Source organism: Acinetobacter tibetensis, assembly GCF_023824315.1.
GTDB lineage: Bacteria > Pseudomonadota > Gammaproteobacteria > Pseudomonadales > Moraxellaceae > Acinetobacter > Acinetobacter tibetensis.
Genome location: NZ_CP098732.1, coordinates 1,360,852 through 1,379,334, shown reverse-complemented (window position 1 = coordinate 1,379,334; position 18,483 = coordinate 1,360,852). Strand labels below are relative to the sequence as shown.

The 18,483-nt window shown below is 42.3% G+C and carries 17 protein-coding genes and 1 pseudogene; 7 read left to right on the top strand and 11 right to left on the bottom strand.

The annotated features are described in order from the left end of the window. Positions 1-233 precede the first annotated feature (233 nt). The 3 genes from pcaF to M5E07_RS06705 all read left to right on the top strand — a co-directional run bounded on the left by pcaF (position 234) and on the right by M5E07_RS06705 (position 3,698). Positions 234-1,439 (top strand): 3-oxoadipyl-CoA thiolase, encoded by a 1,206-nt coding sequence (gene pcaF, locus M5E07_RS06715; RefSeq protein ID WP_252218595.1) that lies wholly within the window; start codon positions 234-236, stop codon positions 1,437-1,439. A 62-nt stretch (positions 1,440-1,501) separates the two neighbouring features. After that, entirely contained in the window at positions 1,502-2,293 is a 792-nt protein-coding gene (pcaD, locus tag M5E07_RS06710; RefSeq protein ID WP_252223240.1) for a 3-oxoadipate enol-lactonase, read from the top strand. A gap of 385 nt (positions 2,294-2,678) precedes the next feature. Continuing rightward, a complete protein-coding gene (locus tag M5E07_RS06705; RefSeq protein WP_252223238.1) occupies positions 2,679-3,698 on the top strand; it encodes an AraC-like ligand-binding domain-containing protein in 1,020 nt (339 codons plus the stop codon). 82 nt (positions 3,699-3,780) lie between these two features. Here M5E07_RS06705 and M5E07_RS06700 read toward each other — a convergent pair whose 3' ends face one another. The 5 genes from M5E07_RS06700 to M5E07_RS06680 form a co-directional block, all read right to left on the bottom strand. Continuing rightward, positions 3,781-4,668, bottom strand: coding sequence for a SphA family protein (locus tag M5E07_RS06700; RefSeq protein WP_416252058.1), 888 nt, complete (start codon positions 4,666-4,668; stop codon positions 3,781-3,783). A 109-nt stretch (positions 4,669-4,777) separates the two neighbouring features. After that, positions 4,778-5,308, bottom strand: a complete 531-nt coding sequence (locus M5E07_RS06695) for a flavin reductase family protein (RefSeq protein WP_252223726.1) — start codon at positions 5,306-5,308, stop codon at positions 4,778-4,780. Between the two features lie 30 nt (positions 5,309-5,338). Continuing rightward, positions 5,339-6,577 carry a styrene monooxygenase/indole monooxygenase family protein gene (locus tag M5E07_RS06690; protein WP_252223234.1) on the bottom strand — a complete coding sequence of 413 codons (1,239 nt, stop codon included), beginning with the start codon at positions 6,575-6,577 and terminating at the stop codon, positions 5,339-5,341. 45 nt (positions 6,578-6,622) lie between these two features. Then, positions 6,623-7,408 carry an SDR family oxidoreductase gene (locus tag M5E07_RS06685; protein ID WP_252223232.1) on the bottom strand — a complete coding sequence of 262 codons (786 nt, stop codon included), beginning with the start codon at positions 7,406-7,408 and terminating at the stop codon, positions 6,623-6,625. Positions 7,409-7,410: 2 nt separating this feature from the next. Beyond that, the gene (locus M5E07_RS06680; RefSeq protein ID WP_252223230.1) at positions 7,411-8,670 is read right to left on the bottom strand and encodes a dienelactone hydrolase family protein; all 1,260 of its coding nucleotides are present in this window, start codon (positions 8,668-8,670) and stop codon (positions 7,411-7,413) included. A 472-nt stretch (positions 8,671-9,142) separates the two neighbouring features. On the opposite strand from M5E07_RS06680, the gene M5E07_RS06675 reads away from it, so the two are divergent. Further along, positions 9,143-10,483 (top strand): MFS transporter, encoded by a 1,341-nt coding sequence (locus tag M5E07_RS06675; protein ID WP_252223228.1) that lies wholly within the window; start codon positions 9,143-9,145, stop codon positions 10,481-10,483. Between the two features lie 72 nt (positions 10,484-10,555). On the opposite strand, the gene M5E07_RS06670 is transcribed toward M5E07_RS06675, so the two are convergent. The 3 genes from M5E07_RS06670 to M5E07_RS06660 form a co-directional block, all read right to left on the bottom strand. Continuing rightward, complete coding sequence (locus M5E07_RS06670) at positions 10,556-11,545, bottom strand: AraC family transcriptional regulator (RefSeq protein ID WP_252223226.1); 990 nt, start codon at positions 11,543-11,545, stop codon at positions 10,556-10,558. A gap of 299 nt (positions 11,546-11,844) precedes the next feature. Beyond that, positions 11,845-12,246, bottom strand: coding sequence for a hydroxyisourate hydrolase (gene uraH / locus M5E07_RS06665; protein ID WP_252223224.1), 402 nt, complete (start codon positions 12,244-12,246; stop codon positions 11,845-11,847). Positions 12,247-12,256: 10 nt separating this feature from the next. Beyond that, the gene (locus M5E07_RS06660) at positions 12,257-12,745 is read right to left on the bottom strand and encodes a GlcG/HbpS family heme-binding protein (RefSeq protein WP_252223724.1); all 489 of its coding nucleotides are present in this window, start codon (positions 12,743-12,745) and stop codon (positions 12,257-12,259) included. A 106-nt stretch (positions 12,746-12,851) separates the two neighbouring features. On the opposite strand from M5E07_RS06660, the gene M5E07_RS06655 reads away from it, so the two are divergent. Together M5E07_RS06655 and M5E07_RS06650 are read left to right on the top strand one after the other, a co-directional pair. Beyond that, positions 12,852-13,523, top strand: a complete 672-nt coding sequence (locus tag M5E07_RS06655; RefSeq protein WP_252223222.1) for a heavy metal response regulator transcription factor — start codon at positions 12,852-12,854, stop codon at positions 13,521-13,523. After that, positions 13,520-14,902: a heavy metal sensor histidine kinase gene (locus tag M5E07_RS06650; RefSeq protein WP_252223722.1), complete on the top strand. Its 1,383-nt coding sequence runs from the start codon at positions 13,520-13,522 to the stop codon at positions 14,900-14,902. The genes M5E07_RS06655 and M5E07_RS06650 overlap by 4 nt, the downstream gene beginning before the upstream one ends. A 13-nt stretch (positions 14,903-14,915) precedes the next feature. Here M5E07_RS06650 and M5E07_RS06645 read toward each other — a convergent pair whose 3' ends face one another. The 3 genes from M5E07_RS06645 to M5E07_RS06635 are packed head-to-tail and all read right to left on the bottom strand — an operon-like array spanning position 14,916 to position 18,068. Further along, on the bottom strand, positions 14,916-15,629 hold the full coding sequence (locus M5E07_RS06645; protein ID WP_252223220.1) for an ABC transporter ATP-binding protein: 714 nt from the start codon (positions 15,627-15,629) through the stop codon (positions 14,916-14,918). Beyond that, entirely contained in the window at positions 15,622-16,845 is a 1,224-nt protein-coding gene (locus M5E07_RS06640; RefSeq protein WP_252223218.1) for an ABC transporter permease, read from the bottom strand. Before M5E07_RS06640 ends, M5E07_RS06645 begins: the two co-directional genes overlap by 8 nt. After that, a complete protein-coding gene (locus tag M5E07_RS06635) occupies positions 16,842-18,068 on the bottom strand; it encodes an efflux RND transporter periplasmic adaptor subunit (protein ID WP_252223216.1) in 1,227 nt (408 codons plus the stop codon). Before M5E07_RS06635 ends, M5E07_RS06640 begins: the two co-directional genes overlap by 4 nt. 162 nt (positions 18,069-18,230) lie before the next feature. On the opposite strand from M5E07_RS06635, the pseudogene M5E07_RS06630 reads away from it, so the two are divergent. Further along, positions 18,231-18,397 (top strand): annotated as a pseudogene (locus tag M5E07_RS06630) (transposase); the annotation flags it as partial. Positions 18,398-18,483 lie beyond the last annotated feature (86 nt).

The window sequence follows — 18,483 nt, the reverse complement described above, 5'->3', positions numbered from 1 at the left end:
ACGTTGAGCACGAGCAAATGCTGGGAAAGAAATTTAAAACTGTCTTTGCTCACATGGCTAGCGACAAGGATGTCGCCTCGTTGCTCAGCACAACAAGGATGTTGTGTCTGAGTAACAAAGGGTTTTGTCACTTTTGCCCTATCAAAAGTGAGGCTTTGCCTACGCAAAGGAAAATGAATAAATCCATCATTTGTGGCAGTGACAACAACAGATTTCAAAATGGAAACGTAAGAATGAAAAACGCTTATATCATCGATGCCATCCGTACCCCATTCGGCCGTTATGCAGGTGGTTTAGCCCCAATCCGTGCCGATGACTTGGGTGCCGTACCGATTCAAGCCTTAATGCAACGTAATCCCAGTGTCGATTGGACCCAAGTCGATGACATGATTTACGGCTGTGCCAACCAAGCCGGTGAAGACAACCGCAATGTCGGTCGTATGTCGGCATTATTGGCGGGCTTACCAGTTGAAGTACCAGCAACAACAGTCAACCGTTTATGTGGTTCATCGTTGGATGCGATTGCCATGGCTGCCCGTGCGATTAAAGCCGGTGAAGCGAATCTGATCATTGCAGGTGGTGTGGAAAGTATGTCTCGCGCACCTTTTGTGATGGGCAAGTCGGAAACGGCTTATGGTCGTAGCCAGAAGATTGAAGACACCACCATGGGATGGCGTTTTATCAATCCGAAGCTGAAAGCCATGTATGGTGTAGAGACCATGCCGCAAACCGCAGAGAATGTGGCACAACAGTTTCATATTGATCGTGCAGATCAAGACCAGTTTGCCTTGACGAGTCAACAGCGCACCGCAACCGCGCAAGCTCAAGGCTTTTTTAAACATGAGATCGTCCCTGTAAGTATTGCGCAGCGTAAGGGTGATCCAATTGTGGTGGATACAGATGAACATCCACGTGCATCGACCACATTAGAAGGTTTGGCTAAACTGAAGCCAGTCGTCACAGCAGAAGGCACCGTCACAGCGGGAAACGCGTCAGGCATCAATGACGGTGCGGCTGCTGTACTGATTGCTTCGGAACAGGCGATTCAACAGTACAACCTCAAACCCCGTGCCAAGATTATTGCATCTACGGCTGTGGGGGTTGAACCGCGCATCATGGGCTTTGCCCCAGCGCCAGCGATTAAGAAGCTCCTCAAACAAGCCAATCTCAGTCTTGAACAGATGGATGTGATTGAGCTGAATGAAGCGTTTGCGGCACAAGCACTGGCGGTTACCCGTGACCTAGGTCTGGCAGACGATACGACACAGGTGAATCCAAATGGTGGGGCGATTGCTTTGGGGCATCCACTCGGTGCATCGGGTGCGCGTTTAGTCACCACGGCTTTAAACCAATTGGAACAAACGGGTGGAACCTATGCCTTGTGTTCAATGTGTATTGGTGTCGGTCAAGGCATTGCAATGATTATTCAGCGGGTTTAACAAATCATAACTATTTAAGATATTTCCCCTCCCTTTTTTAAAGGGAGGTCGGGAGGGATTTTATGCCAACATTTATTTCAAATGATGCAACCATCAATTACGCAACTTTTGGTGATGCCAGCAATCCTGCTTTGGTATTTTCCAATTCTTTGGGCACCAATTATGGCATGTGGCAGCAGCAGTTTAATGCTTTAAAAGAGCAGTTTTTTGTGGTGTGTTATGACACGCGTGGCCATGGTGCTTCCTCTACCCCGCAAGGTCCTTATCGCCTGCAACAATTGGGGGAAGATGTGATTCATTTGCTGGATCATTTAAGGATTCAACACGCTGCATTTTGTGGGATTTCTATGGGAGGCTTAACCGGTCAATGGTTGGCTATTCATTATCCTGAGCGTTTTAGCCATGTGGTGGTGTGTAATACGGCAGCTAAAATTGGTCAGGAGCAGGCGTGGCTGGATCGGGCGGCTTTAGTCAGATCTCAAGGTTTACAATCCATCGCGGACACCGCAGCTTCGCGATGGTTTACAGTTCCCTTTATCCAAAGCAACGCAGCAACAGTTGCAACGCTTTCAAACGACTTAGGTGCTGGCAGCCCAGAAGGTTATGCGAGTTGTTGTGAAGCTTTGGCTAAAGCGGATGTTCGGGAACAATTAAAGACAATTACAGTGCCCGTGTTGATTGTTGCAGGACGGCAAGATCCTGTGACAACCGTGGCGGATGCTGAGTTTATGCAGAGTCAGATTCCGAACAGTCAGTTGGTAGAAATTGATGCATCGCATATTTCTAATGTGGAACAGCCAACGACGTTTAATCAGAATCTTATGAATTTCCTACAAATGAATGTATGTCTATAAGCATACATTCATTTAAATACATCATATTTCAATAAGATCAGCATCATCCAAGTGATCATAAAATTGACCAGATCACTTGGATTTGCTATAAAATTGTATCGATCTTAAGGACTAAGATCTGAATAAGAAAACCAAGCGCATGGAATGGAATCTTCAAGTATATGCCTGTTATTAAACACTTAAAATAAGGATATTGATTCCTTCACTGAATACTTGTTGAAAGCAGCATTTTTTGGCAATTCTGGTCTGTATCTTGCATTGATCTTTATATATTTTGCGCACAACTGAATCATCTAAGTGCAGTATTTACACCCGCTTCAAAATTCTTCCGAGCAGAATTTTCAAAGGTGAAATACAAGCAGGAGTTAGCCAAAGGAATAACGATATGTATCAAGCCAACTCTTCTGAATTAAATGGACGGAATTTCCAGCAGGAATCTATTTTTTCTCCCCATAATTTACTTTTCAACCATCAAGATATAAATGAAATCTGTAAAAATGTGGGGCAAGTTTTTAAACCTCACCTGTTAAAAATCTCCAAGCCACAGAAAAATTTTAGTGCAACCATGCACCATATTAAAACAGGTGCCCTGTCGATTAGCCGTCTAGTCTACGGTGCGGATGTGATTATAGAACCCGACCATTTAGACAAATTTTATTTAATCCAGATTCCAACCCACGGTTATGCTGAAATTGAATTTGGACGTCAAAAATTTATGTCCTATTCGCAAGTCGCATCCATCATCTCACCACAACAATCTTTACGGATGCATTGGCATGCCAACTCTCCGCAACTCATTTTAAAAATTTCTAAAGATGATTTTCTGCATCATTGTCGCCAACATATTCCTGACACTGACAACACTCCGCTTATTTTTGATCCTAAACTCGATTTTACTAGCCAAAATGGCAGCTACTTTTTGCAATTGCTCCGCACCTTAATAGATGCTCTGGCATGCGACAAACATCCACTGCATCATCCATTGGCTTTTAAACAGTTTGAATCGAATCTATTAAACGCGCTGATTTATGGGCAGCCCAATAATGGCTTGGATAAAATTGATTCTCATAAAGATAAAACGATTTCGCCACACTTTATTAAACGGACTGAAGCCTATATTCAACAACATTTACATGAGCCTTTAAGTGTGGAAACGCTGGCCGAACAAGCAGGTGTAAGTGTTCGTACTTTATTTACGGGCTTTAAAAACTATTTGGGCACGACCCCAATGGCATATCTGAGAGAATTACGTTTTGAGCAGGCACACTTAGAACTTGTACGAAATGAACATTTAACTGTTACGGACGTGGCATTTAAATGGGGATTTACGCATTTAGGTAGATTTTCTCAAGAATATAAAAGACGCTTTGGAACTTTGCCATCATCTACCCGTCGTTGTAGCTAACCCAATTTAAATACAATCTACAATTCAGCGCTCAAAGAAATAAATCGCCTTTTATCCTGTATGGATAAAAGGCGAAGTTGAATTAGAAATGATGAATATAACGAACTTGCATTCGCGTCCCTTCAGGACGATTTTCTGCATCTTGTTCAAAATAGGCATTGGCAACCACATGGTTATTTGGTGAAAAACTGTACATTGCACCTGGACCAATTGCCCAAACTTTTTCTTTACGTCCTTTTACTTTCTCGCCATCCACTTCGGTATCGGTGATTTGCTTTAACCAGTACCCATTTAGCCCTAAGCGAAATTGTGGCGTAACTGCATAATCTGTAGCAAAGTTTGCATGTAATGCCTGCCCTGCTTGAAGCTCATCTGCACCTGAAAATGCATAACTTGGATCATCATTTTTAAAATTATACAGATAATGAATGCGTGTCGAAGCCGTCCACTTTGGATTAAACCAGTAGGTTGCAGCCCAATATGGATTCAACGAAACGGCATGATTACTTGGATTGATATCTTTTTGTGAACTGTAATCCCCTGTTGGCAGGTTCACTTGGAACTCAATCCGATGTACAAATTTTGGACCTGCTGCGCCCATAATTGGATCGAATTGCACAAAAGGACCAATCATGACATCGCCAAAACCACTTTGCGACTTGATTGCCAGATTATTCAAGCCATCGTCCATATCCATTTTGCTCACAAATGGAATCAGAAAGTTAATCCCTAAACTGGCATGATCGCCTAATTTAACATTAGATAAGTAGCTAATTTGCTCCACGATCACTTGATAGTTGAGGTCTGTTTTCGGTAAAGGGAGTTTGTTTCCATGTGCATCGACCAATTCATCACTTTCATAGTTTTGAAAATAGGTCTGTGCATACCAACCTGTTCCCGCAGGTAAGCCGCCATCTAAAAAGCTGGTCATACCTAAATTTACAGTCGGCAAATCATAGGCTTGTACCATGACAGAAATACAACTCAAACTACAGAGCAAAACACTTTTTTGTACTACATGAGACTTCATTGTTTTTTCCTAAATAAAAAAGTCACGATGAAACATCGTGACTAAATCTTTAATTGCTTAGCTCTGGATGAGCAGCCGCGACTCGGTATTTCCCCGCATGGAAAACCAATGGCTCTCCCTGCCGTTGTTGATATTGCTCAATCTGACCAATAAAAATAAGGTGATCGCCTCCTTCGTATTGGGTCACATTTCGACAGACAAGGGTTGCCAGTACATCCTCCAGAATGGGTACACCCACATCACATTCTCGATGTGCAATTCCTGCGAATTTATCGGCAGAGGCTTTGGCAAAATGTCCTGAAAGTGAATGATGTTCCTGTGCCAACATATGAATCGCAAAATGTTCAGCATCAACAAAATCTGACAGGCTTGGGGCAGTTTTAGACAAACTCCATAAAATTAATGGCGGGTCGAGTGACAAGGAAGAAAAAGAGTTCGCAGTCATGCCTACTTTTCGTCCCTGCTTACTGCGTGTCGTGATGACCGTTACGCCTGTTGCAAACTGCCCAAGTAAATTCCGTATTTCTCTTGGGTTTTCCACGTTTACTGGCTGTAATGCCATATCTTCAATGCTATCAATCATGAGTAAGATCCTTTTTACAAAACCTGATTAGGCAACTTTTTGAGCTGTTTTCATGGCAAGAAAATGCTGAGCCTGTTCCGCATCAAACCACCACGGTGCAAAATCTCGTGGGTCATCAAAGTTATTTGCCATCACTGATGCAATCGCTTGGTTCTGGCTGGCTGCTGCAAGTAATTCCACAACATGCGGTTGCGGCGGTAACAGCAGACTATTGGTCCACGCCACGACTTTTTCGGCATAGGCCCAATATCGCTCAAAGGTTTGCTGCATCCATGCCTCACTAAAGACCTGATCATCATTAGACAAAATGGCATCGAAATAAATTTTGCTGCATTTGGCAGCATTATTTGAACCCTGACCTGTAATTGGATCATTTACGACTAGAGCATCGGCCATACCAAAGATTTTTTTACCTGAAGGCAGCGTCAAAACAGGTTTACGCACTGTTGGTGGGAATCGACCTGCCAAATAGCCGCCTGCATCGGTAAGTTCAACATTGCTGCAACGCTCAAATTCCCATGGCACATATTTTTTAAGCAGTTCAAGACTGCGCTGTAAATGCTGTTCAGGCGTTTGTACATCCTGCCAACAGTCCATAGGGCCGTTGGGAATGCCTTCAAAAACCATAATGTCGCATGGTCCATTAATGGTCAGTGCAGGGAAAGAGAAGTATTCCCCCACTTCTGGAATGATGTTGAAAGTGACGCGTGAATATGGCGAGACGGGTTTCATGCCTTTGACATAGGTCAGTGCCAAGGCACGTTGCGGTCGATCAAAAGTGCTTCGTTCCGCATCACGTTCAAATTGCTTGACGACCTCACCCTTTCCTGCGGCGAGTAAGACCAACTCATATTCATTGGCCAATTGCTCTAGTTCTTCAATACCAACATCCTGAATGATTAATCGTCCACCACGTTTTTCAAATTCCTGCATCCAAAAGGGCATTTTTACGCGCTGATCGACCGATTGTGCATAGCGTTCCAGACGCGCACTCCATTCAAATGCTTTGCCACCATGTTCAGGATTGACCAAAGCCAAGCCAATTCCTTCCACTGCAGGACATTGTTCTTCCCAAAAGTTCAGCCCTAAGTCCCGTTCTGTTTGTAAAGCCGTATGAAACATACATTGACTCGACATGACTTTGCCCTGACGGATTTCATCGGCAGTACGATTGGTAATTAAGGTCACGTCATAGCCTGTATCTAACAGACCTAATCCAAGTTGCAGACCTGATTGTCCTGCTCCAACAATTGCAATACGGCGCATGTGCTTCTCCAAATTTTTTAATGTTCTGAATAATGAATGTCTGTTTTAGCTGGCTAAGCGTGGAATGGCTGGTTGTGCTCCTTCTGGTCCCATGACCGAATATCCACCATCAACGGCATAATCTGCCCCAGTTACAAAACTCGCTGCAGGTGATAGTAAGAACTGCACCACATTCGCCACTTCTTCTGGATGTCCCAAGCGACCCAATAAGTGATAATCTGCGGCAACGCCATCTGCTTTTTCACGGTTGTTGCCGCTGACTTCGGCAATCACCCGCGACCATGTCCAACCTGGGGAAATCGAATTGACCCGAATGCCATCAACGGCAAAATCCATGGCCATACTTTGAGTTAATTGGCGAATAGCCGCTTTGGATACGGGATATAACCAGCGTCCTGTTTGCGCATACTTGGCAGAAATCGAAGTAAAATTCACAATCGAACCACGATGTTTTTTTAAGTCTGGATAAAAGGCACGCGTTAATTCCACTACAGACAACACATTGACATCCAATGCCTTTAGCCAATCCTGACGCGAGGACTGAAAGCCATCATCCAAATAAGTACATGCCAAGTTCACTAAACAACTGACTTCACCCAAATGCTGATGAATGTTCTTGACGGCCTGCTGAATCGCAACATCACTGGTCAAATCCACTTGTATGAACATCACGTCATAAGGAAAACTTTCTGCAATTTTCTTTCCGTTGGCATCGATATCTAGAATGGCAACGCGTGCGCCTGCATTTACCAAAGCCTGAACCACGGCTTTGCCAATGAGAGTTGCACCGCCACTGACCACGGCAACCTTGCCTTTTAAATCAATATTCATCTTCAAACTCCCTCACCAATGGGTTTGCCTTCGCTGCTGTTCCATGACGGCATCAGCGTATTGGAAGGTAAATCTTCATTCAGGAGTTTTTTAGCCGTCTCAACACCTGCCACAGGCAATACTTCAGGGTTGAGTAAACCAATTTGCACCAGTACCGATGCCTGATCCCAATAAATATGTTCATGACACAGTTTAGAACCGCGAAATTGAATAACACCCAACATAGGAATTTCGACGTATTTTCCTGTTGGTTTCACCCCTGGCAGTAGCCAATCAATTTCGGTGTCGTGAGTAAAACTCATGATAAATTCATCGACCACCTGCGTTGATCCCACCGTGCGTGATATAGAGGTAATCTTCATGTCTTCAGGGTTTTGATGGACAAAATGGTAACGATAGAAACGCGCTAACTGACTTTGACCCACACCACCTGTCAACGTTGGAATATGATTGACATAGGGTTCTGCCACCATGGTTGCCATCGTCGCTGGGACATCTCGTGTATCAAACTCATGCCGAATATGCTCTTCCCATAACGCCACCAAATCATAATGTGGTCCAATCGTGTCATGCAGTGCAGTCACCGTTCGCTCATGGGCAAATCGGGCTGATGGTTTGTGGTAGTGTTCACTTTTCGGTCGAGCAAAGGCATGATCGACATCTTCATAGACATAAGCTTTGACATTGCTATATTGACTCGCGGCTTGCAAAATCGCTTGTCGTGCATCTGGTGGCGTAAATTGGTCTAACTCTGCAATATGCAGTACCAAACGTCCTTTTAGGTTAGCTAGCTCATCCAATACATTTTCTAAACCAACCCCGTAGTACCCAACGGCGCAAGTAACTTCTGGCAAACGACAGGCAGCTAAATATGCCAGTTTTCCGCCCAAGCAATATCCAACAACACCCAGCCCTGTAGACGTATCGCATTCAGGTCGTGTTTGCAGATAAGCCAGACTGTCCTGAATATCTTCTACGCCTAAATTTTCATCGTATTGCTGATAAAGTGCATAAGCTTTTTGAAAATCTTCTGGGGTATAGCCCAATTCAATATTGGCCGCACTACGCCAAAATAAATCAGGAACAAGAACGGTGTATCCTTCCTCGGCAAGAAAGTTTGCCTTTTCCCGCATTGCAGCATTGACCCCAAAGATTTCCTGACACAACACAATGCCTGGACCTTTACCTGAAGATGGGGCGACCAAGTAAGCACTAAATTGTTTACCAGTCTCGGTTTTTATCTGAATCGTTTGACCAGCCATAATCGTCAACTCCTGACTTTGTTATGGCTTTATCTTCTATCCAAATTTTTAGGATGACTGTCCAAAAGCTGCGAGCACTATCCAATCCATGCGCAATTCTATATCGCGTTTCTAAATATGGATGCTTCTTTTGCTTGTGTAGGTGGCACAAAATAATCTGTAAAAAAAAACGATCCAGCACGAATGGAAAAAATGGATGAAGTTCAGGAGTTAGTGGATAGTCCTCCAAGTATAAAAATAGTTCAATCAAGATATGTTCATACCTCGCGATATCACAGCTTACTCTACCGTTTAAAGAGTCCTGATACCTATCAAAATAAGGTTATGACTCTGGTGTAAATAGAATACCCTTCACTCATGCTCATGGCATAAGAACATTGCTCACGCAAAATTCATCCATCAATGCCATGAATAAATTTGTATAAAAAGGGTCAATCCAACCGAGTTAAATCATACTTTCAAAGGAAGAATTATGAGAACAATTGAAGCAACCAATATTATCAATCGAGAGAAGCTCTCCCCCTTACAATGGCTCGTCTTTATTCTGGGTTTTTTGGTCTTTTTCTGTGATGGTCTAGATACGGGAATTATTGGCTTTATTGCGCCTGCTTTACTGGATGATTGGGGCATTAGCAAACCACAACTGGCACCCGTACTCAGTGCCGCATTGGTCGGCATGTCAATCGGTGCGATTATCTCAGGTCCCCTGTCCGATAAGTTTGGTCGTAAAGGCATTATTGTCACAACCACACTGCTATTTTCAGTATTTACCATTCTTTGCGGTTTTGCCAGCTCTACCCAAGAACTGATGATTTACCGTTTTATTACGGGGATTGGATTAGGTGCAGCTATGCCAAACATCAGTACCATGGTGTCTGAATATATGCCAGTTAAGCGCAAAGCCTTCCTCACAGGACTCGCAGGTTGTGGTTTTATGTTAGGCATTTCTTGTGGTGGTGTATTGTCCGCTTATTTACTCGAAGGATTTGGTTGGTCTAAGGTCATTATTCTTGGCGGTAGTATTCCTTTACTGTTGGTGATTGTCTTGCTACTTGCATTGCCTGAATCAACACAATCGCTGATTGCACGTAACCGCCAAGACAAAGCACTCGCCATCTTAGAAAAGATTCAAGGTCATCCTTTTAATGAACCTGTGAAACTGGTCTTACCACAAACCGAAACCACCAATGAAAATCCTGTAAAAATTGTATTGGGCAAATACTTGTGGGGTTCAAGCATGTTGTGGTTATGCTGTTTTACCAGTCTATTGGTGTTTTATCTTTTAACCAGTTGGATGCCAACTATTTTAAAAACGGCAGGCTTTAGCACACAACAATTTAGCTTAATTGCCGCAATTTTTCCTTTTGGTGGCGTAATTGGCGCAACCATCATGGGTTGGTATATGGATAAAGTGAATCCAACCACCGTAATTAAATATGCCTATCTCATTGCATTCGGCTTATTCCTTGTTGCAGGTGTAGTCAGCTCAAATATTTTGTTGCTCGGTATCACCATTTTCTTGATTGGTGCATTGCTTGCTGGTGCGCAGTCTTCATTGCTACCGTTAGCAACGATGTTCTATCCAGCCGTTTGCCGCGCAGTTGGTGTGTCTTGGATGCATGGTATTGGACGGATTGGCGCAATCTTAGGTGCATTCTTCGGTTCACTCATTTTCACCTTTAACTTAAGCTTAGGTGGCATCTTCTTTGTACTGGCTATCCCAACTTTCATTTCATTTATAGCTTTAACCCTAAAAGTCATCTATGAAAAATCCAAATCTAAAGCAATCTATAACTTAGAAAATTCGGTCTAACACATTTGCATATCGCATAGAAAAACCCCCTGATGAAATTTCTCAATCAGGGGGGTTTTTATATCTAATCATTTATTCACGCGACTTATTTTTAGTTTCACTTGGCTTTTCACCAAACTCCTCTTTATAGTCTTGGGAAAAACGACTGAGGTGAGTAAAACCCCAATCGTAAGCCAGTTTTGAAATCGATAACTTAGCACTCATATTGGTATGACTTAAAATTTTATAAATTTGCTGCAAGCGATATTTGCGCAAAAAAGACATCGGGCTAGTACCATAATATTGCTGAAATTCATCGTATAGTTTTGACTTTGAAACACCTGCCAAACGTTGTAAATCATCAGCACGAATATCTTCATGTGCATGCTCAATAATAAAATTTTTAACTTTGCGAATATAGATCGGCTCTTGTTGCTGTGCATGTACTTTTAATGCCGCAGAATAATTGTGCTCCTGAGAAAGCAATAACGCCTTAATCACAAAATTTTCATAGTCATCAGACAACATTTGCAAGCCAAAAAAACCATTATTCTGTGCATTAAACTGCAAGAAATTTTGAATATTTTTCCACCATGCATGAATTAATTGTGTCGAATCAATGTGCATTTCTGGATTAAAAATAATGGGCTGATCAATTGACTGATTCAACAAATCTGCCAAAACCATGTGCATACTTCGCTCAGGAATCACCACCTGCAATTTCTGGCAATCACGGTCAATAATTAACTCCTGACAATGATTATTCGAGACAATTAACCCTCTATTCTCATCCGAAACATAATTTTCACCACGAATACTTAAGGCTTGTTTCCCCTGCAAAGGCAAGCTAATACTGTAGGCTTTTAAATTGGAAATATTGATGGCAACATTTGCACCATAACGAATCGTGCCAATTGCCATTTTTCGATTAGGTAACCGCATACCATCATAATGAAAATCTAAGGTATCACGTGCACTTGTCTCTAAACGATGCTCACCACAAATGCTCGCCATTAAATTCTGAGCAAAATCTGCTTGCCGAGAATAGTGGTTCACATTCATCTGTTGGCTGAGTGATGTCATATCCTTTTCACCTAGCTAAGACCCTATTGCTTAAATCAGCAACTTTTATGCCAATCAAAATCCTTCGATTGGTCATTCTTTTATCCATTCATTTAGACTATATCTCAAGACAAAATCTTTTTCCTTTTTTAAATGAAAAAATTAATTTTGTGAAATACCTCTAGAGTATATTTTTATATCAAACTGATTCAGCAAATTTGTTTTTGTTATATGTTTTCCCAGAAATGATGAACAAATACATTTCTTTGTATTAAATTATAAGCAAATAAAAGGGCTAGTTTTACCAGCCCTTTAGATTATCAATTACCTCGATAGGTCGAGTATCCATAGGGGCTTAATAACAAGGGAATGTGGTAGTGACTGACACTGCCATCAACTTTGAAGATAACGGGGACTTCTGGGAAAAAAGTGCTCTGATTATTCTTTTTGAACCAGTCTCCTGTTTTGAACGTAACCTTATAAATCCCTTGTGCTAACGGCTGATTTTCAGGAAAAAGTGCCGCAATACGACCATTTTGTCCTGTAACTTGCTGATTCAGCTTCACCCATTTATTGCCAGAACTCTTTTCGAGCACTACTTCAACATCAGCAGAAGGTAAACCATTTTCTAGATTTAACACGTGTACACTTAATGGGTTATTTTGTGCAAACGTCATTGATGTCAATAACAATGTTGAGAGTGGTAAAAATTTCTTAAACATAATGGAATCCTTAACGATTAAAACTAGACTGAATGGCTGCCTCAGCACAATACTGGTCATTTTTGGCACCTCCTGCACCCGCAACCCCAATTGCACCGACCACCTGATTTTCATAACGCACTGGTAAACCACCCCCTAACAACAGCAAATTAGATAAAGTGGTTAAATTTTTTGCATCACTGTTTTCATGGGCATTTTGACTTAACAGCAAGGTCGCTGTTTTGGTCGATAAAGCGGTATAGGCTTTCTTTTCGGCTGCGCCCAAATTATGGGGGCCGACATTTTCATGCCTACTTGCCATCAAGGTATTTCCTCCCCGATCAACCACAACCACAGCAATGTTGTGCTGTATTTTTTGACAAGCAGCCACTGCGGCATCAACAAGGGTGTGTGCAGCTTTGGAATCGAGTGAATAAACTTGATTCAATTGAACAGTTTGTGCAAAAGTACTGCTACTCATCAGCATTACTGTTAAAACAAGCCCTTTGAGATTGTTCATCATGATTGCCCCGAATTAAGTTTTACAAAATCTTATACAACCTGAATGATTTGAAGCATGACAATCACATTACAAAGTTGTCATCTTCAAAATGAGTCTAAGCAAAATGTGTATTCTAATTATCGAAGATGAAGTGAAGATCGCCTCATATCTGGTGAAGGGCTTAAGTGAATCTGGCTATGCGGCTGAATGTGTTCATTCAGGGCTAGAAGGCTTGGAAAAATTAAAAATGCATTCATATAGTTTGGTCATACTAGATGTGATGCTACCCGATATTGATGGCTGGGCAGTCTTAAAAGTATTGCGTCAATTTTCCCATATACCCGTGATTTTTCTCACTGCCAAAGACCAGATTATTGATAGGGTCAAAGGTCTGGAACTGGGTGCCGATGACTATCTGGCCAAACCTTTTTCATATATTGAATTACTCGCACGCATTAAAAGCTTGCTGAGACGGCAACAGTATGTTCAGGAAAACGAGCTATGCATGGGCAACTTAAAAATGGACTTAATCCATCATAAAGTTTGGCGACATGAGCAGTTAATTGAACTCAGTAAAAAAGAATTTAATTTATTGCACTTTATGCTGCGGCACCCAAATGAAATTATTACGCGTAGGCAAATTGCTTCCGAAGTTTGGCATATCAATTTTGATACCGATACGAATTTTATTGATGTCGCGGTACGACGCTTACGCAGTAAAATTGACGAGGGGCATGAGATAAAACTCATTCATACTGTCCGTGGCTTGGGCTATAAAATTTCGGTTGAAGCATAATGTTCAAGCCCATTCGCTCTTTAGAACTCCGATTAACACTATTGGTTACAGGGTGTGCTGCAATGGTCTTGTGCGCTGTAGCATTTATGACCTATCTGGGTATCAACCATATTTTAATTGCTCAGCAAGATCGGGCTTTGGTTGAACGAATTGAGCGACTGGAAATTTTGCTGCAAGACAGTAGCAATATTGAACAGATTATCGCTCGCCCGAAGCTGTATCAAAACATGTTGGGAAATCAGGATAATTTGTTTTTATTGATTCAAGGCGATCAGATTCTCATCAACATCAATCCTCTTGGTATTCCGCTGCCTGAATTTACCCATCAACCCCAGATTCAATTCCAAGATTTATCGGCTCATACTTACCCCACGCGTATTGCTTGGAAAACCATTCAAATCAATCAGCAGCCCTATGTGTTAATTGCAGGCAAACAGTGGTCTGAACGTTTAGCCATCATCTCGCCTTTTCAAAAACGTCTTTTCATTTATGTATTTACAGGCATCTTGGCCATTTTCATACTCTGTGCCATTGCTAGCCGTCTGGGATTGAACGCATTAAGAACTCTGCGAGAACAAACCCATGCCATCAATATTCACAAACTTGAGCAGCGACTCAATCTAGTTCATCCCCCTCAAGAGATTGAACAACTAGCATCCGATATCAACGCCATGCTTGACCGTATTGAAATGGGATATAGCCAACTGAATCGCTTCTCTGAAGACATTGCGCATGAATTTAGAACCCCATTGAATAATTTAATCGGGCAGACTGAAATTTTACTCATGAATGAACGTAGTCCCGCACAGTATCAGGAACTCTTGATTTCCAACTTGGAGGACTATCAACGTTTAAAACGAATGATTGACAGCATGTTATTTCTAGCCCGCGCAGATGCACACAAAGTTTGCTTAAACAAACAGAAAATTCAGCTCAAATCATTTATAGAAGATATATTCAGTATTTTCGAGTATCAAGCTGAAGAACAACACTGCAATTTTGTTTTAAGGCTTGAAGCGACTGAGCTATTGGCAGATCCAGAACTGTTACAACAAGCGCTGTATAATCTGATATCAAATGCGCTCATTCACGGCGGCAATCACCGAACTATTTATGTGCTTAGCCGCCGAAAGATCATTAATAATATGCAGATGATTACATTATCTGTGATCACCAGTGGTTTAGAAGTTGCCCCTGAACATTTGCCTCATCTCTTTGAGCGTTTTTATCAGTGCAGCTCCAGCAGACAAAGCCCTCATCAAACGGGCGGTTTAGGCCTGTCGATTGTGGCATCCATTTTGACGCTTCATCAGGGAATGTATCAGGCAGTCAATAGCGCAGAAGGTATATGTTTTGAACTGCTATTCCCAGACGTGTGATCCGTATTTGTCCTTATTTCATCTCGTGTTTGAAATCACTCTGAATTCTCCCATCCACCAGATTAATAGTTCGATCACAGGTTGCCGATAATCTAGGATCATGAGTCACCAAAAGGACTGCACAGTCATGTTCGCGATGTACTTTACGAAATAATTCAAACATTTCCGCAGCAGTTTGAGTATCCAAATTACCTGTCGGTTCATCGGCCAACAATAGTGCAGGCTGAGTAATCAGTGCACGTGCAATCGCCACGCGCTGCTGTTGGCCCCCAGAAAGCTCATTCGGTTTACGGTCAGCGAACTTATCTAAGCCTACGGCGGCCAATAATTCATGGGCATATTGCAACGCAAATTGATCTGGCTTGCCTTGCTTCAGCATTAATGGCATGAGTACATTATTTAAGGCCGTAAAGGCCTGTATAAGATGATGGAACTGAAACACAAAACCAATACTGTTGCCACGTAACGCTGTCCGAGCCGTATCATCCATACAGCTTGTCGCCTGACCCAACAAGTACAACTCACCACGACTAGGCTGATCTAATAAGCCAAGAATATTCAGTAAAGTACTTTTTCCTGAACCAGAAGGACCAATTAATGCAGCAAAATCGTTGCGTTGAATACACAGGTCAATTCCATGTAATACCTCCACTTCATTAGGTTGCCCAACGTTGTAGGACTTTCGCAATGCTTCTAAACGCAGTACTTCCTGAGATGAATCAGACATGACGAATTGCCTCCACAGGATCGAGTGCAGCCGCCCGACGGGATGGTATTGCAGCAGCCAAAACCCCTGTCAAAGTCGCCAAGAATAATGCCGACAAGATAAGCTTGATTGAAATCGAAATATAAAACAAACCAGGACCAAACTGATTAAATCCCCAGATCAAACCATAGCTGACTACACTACCAAGCATGGAACCAAGCAGACCAAAAATTGCTCCCTGAAATAAGAAAACTCTTAAAATTTGCGCTTGCGTCGCCCCCGTCGCACGTAAAATACCAATTTCCCGAGTCCGTTGCACCACACTCACCGACATCACACTGGCAATGCCAAAAGCGACTGAAATCCCCACAAAAACAATAATCATGTTGGTCGAAAGGCTCTGAGCAGTAATCGCATTCATTAATTGAGCATTGGTTTCAATCCAGCTTTCTGCTTTTAATCCTGTCAAGCGTCCGACTTGTGAGGCAGTTTGATCCGCCTGAAAAATATTTTGAATCGTCAGATCAATCACGGTCACCCCACCCGGCAAATTAAGTAAAGATTGCGCCTGTTTCAAATCCAGATAAACATAGCGCGCATCCAATTCACGCACGCCCAGTTCAAATATTCCAGAGATGTTCACCACTGCATTTTTCTGCTGTCCAGTATCTAACCTTAATTTGCTTCCGACTTGCACACCCAAATCTTTGGCCAATTGACGCCCAATTAATACATTATCCGCACTGACCCGTAATTCACCACTCACCATATATTGCTTTAACGGAATAATCTGTTGATAACGTTCAAGATTGATACCAACCAAAGCAACCGATTGAATCGCATCTCCGCGCTGTACAAATGCAGGACCAGAGACCACAGGAGAAACCGCCGTCAACACGGGCAACTGATCTAAAGTCTCAGTAATCTGCTGCCAATTATTAATAGAGCGTAAGCGTTGCGCACGCTGATCTTCTTGTAACAACTGAAGTGTTCCTGCTGCTGGTGGCACAATGTGATTCACCTCATCTGGTGAGAGCAAACGAATATGCGCCTGCGTCCCTAAAGTCCTTTCTACAATATTCGATTGTAAGCCCTGAATTAAGGCGCTAATGAACACAATGACCGCTACCCCCACCGCGACGCCAATGGTAATCATCATCGACTGTGTGCGACCCTCTCGCAGAAAACTGATTGCGATAGTCCACTCTGTCCAAAGTCGCCCAAAAAAGTTTTTCAATCGAATTTCACCGGTAATTCATTTTTGCTATTTGTCGGATCCGTTTGACTCTGCAAAACACGTTTAGTTTGCTCTATTCGGACACGAGTTCCATCTTTAAGCACTGATTCTGCATCGGTAAGGACGTGATCACCTTCTTTCAATCCAGCTACAACTTCAGACATGACCAAACCACGTAAACCCAGTGTGATAGGATGACGTTGAATTTTTCTATCTCTTACTAAAATAACCATAGCCTTATTGCCACTTATACTGCTTAAAGCATCATTTGGAATGACCAAGGTTCGCTCGCGCTTGTTGGTTTCAACATTTACTGATACCGTCATGTCTTGACGCAAAAAATCAGGGACTGGATCAACTGTTAATCGGACATCTACTGTGCCACGTTGAGCATCAATACTTGGGGCAATAAAATTAATATGGGCAGGAAAAGGTTGATCTGGATAGGCATCCGTAATCACTGCTGCTTTTTGTTGTAAAGCCAGCAGTGGTAAATTTCGTTCATCAAATGGCACTCGAATTTCAGTCGCACCATCCAGTGCAATAGTGAAGAGAGTCTGGCTCGGTTGTACCAAATCCCCTGGCTCAACATTACGGGTTAAAATAATACCTGAAACTTCTGCACGAATTTTGGTCTTGGCGAGTTGCGCTTGTAGTGCAGCGAGTCGCTCACGTAATTTTGTCTCTTCAACTTTATCTGGGGCAAGTGAAGCAACTTTTAATCGAGCTGATTCCAAATTATTACGAGCGAGTTTTTCTGCCTCTATCGATTTCTCCCTTTCCTCTGCTGATAATATTCCTAATTCGGTATTTCGTCTGCGTACCGCCTCTCTTTGAGCCTGTTCTAATTGCACTTTGGCATTCGCTAAATCGACTTCTGCTTGCGGACGTCTAGTGGTTGCGAGTTCCTTTAATTCAGCTTCTGCCTGCCGCACCTGCGCTGAAATTTCATCAGATTTCAGTACTAAAAGAACATCCCCTTGAGAGACCCGATCCCCCTCTTGAACCAAGCGCTCAAGAACAACCCCTGTAATTTCACTGCCAATCTGAGTCCGAGATACTTTCTCTACCCGTCCTGAAGCAACAACTGTCTGAATCAATGGACTAGATACGACTTCATAACTAGGTAACAATGGTCCTTGCCACCAACGATATGTAGCAAAACTGACGAGCAAAACCAGTAGTATGATTATGATTAAAGGCTTATAACGGGTAACGAGCAATTCTATTCTCCAAGCCAGATTAAAGGAAATTTTTTAAATCAAATCATTGGTCTTTAGTTGAACGTGTAATTTTTTTCATGGATACAAATACTGAGTATAGTGAATTTTTGTCAGCTCAAAAATGTTAGGTTTATTAAAAGCCAATTTACTTTACATATCACTATGCACCAACCAATGCTAGCAGATCAATACGGGTTAAAGCTGAAATCTATTGTCCACAGTTTGGTATCTATCTCAAACATAATCTCAGAGGTTTTATCGAAGCAATTTTTTATAGAATTAGAACTGACTGTCCTTGGCGTGATCTACTGGCTTTGTTGCACAAACCTATTCATGACGGCTTATTCAGCAATATAATTTACAAATGAATAAGCCTATACCTAAAGGCTACCGTACAACAAATTGATGCTCTTAC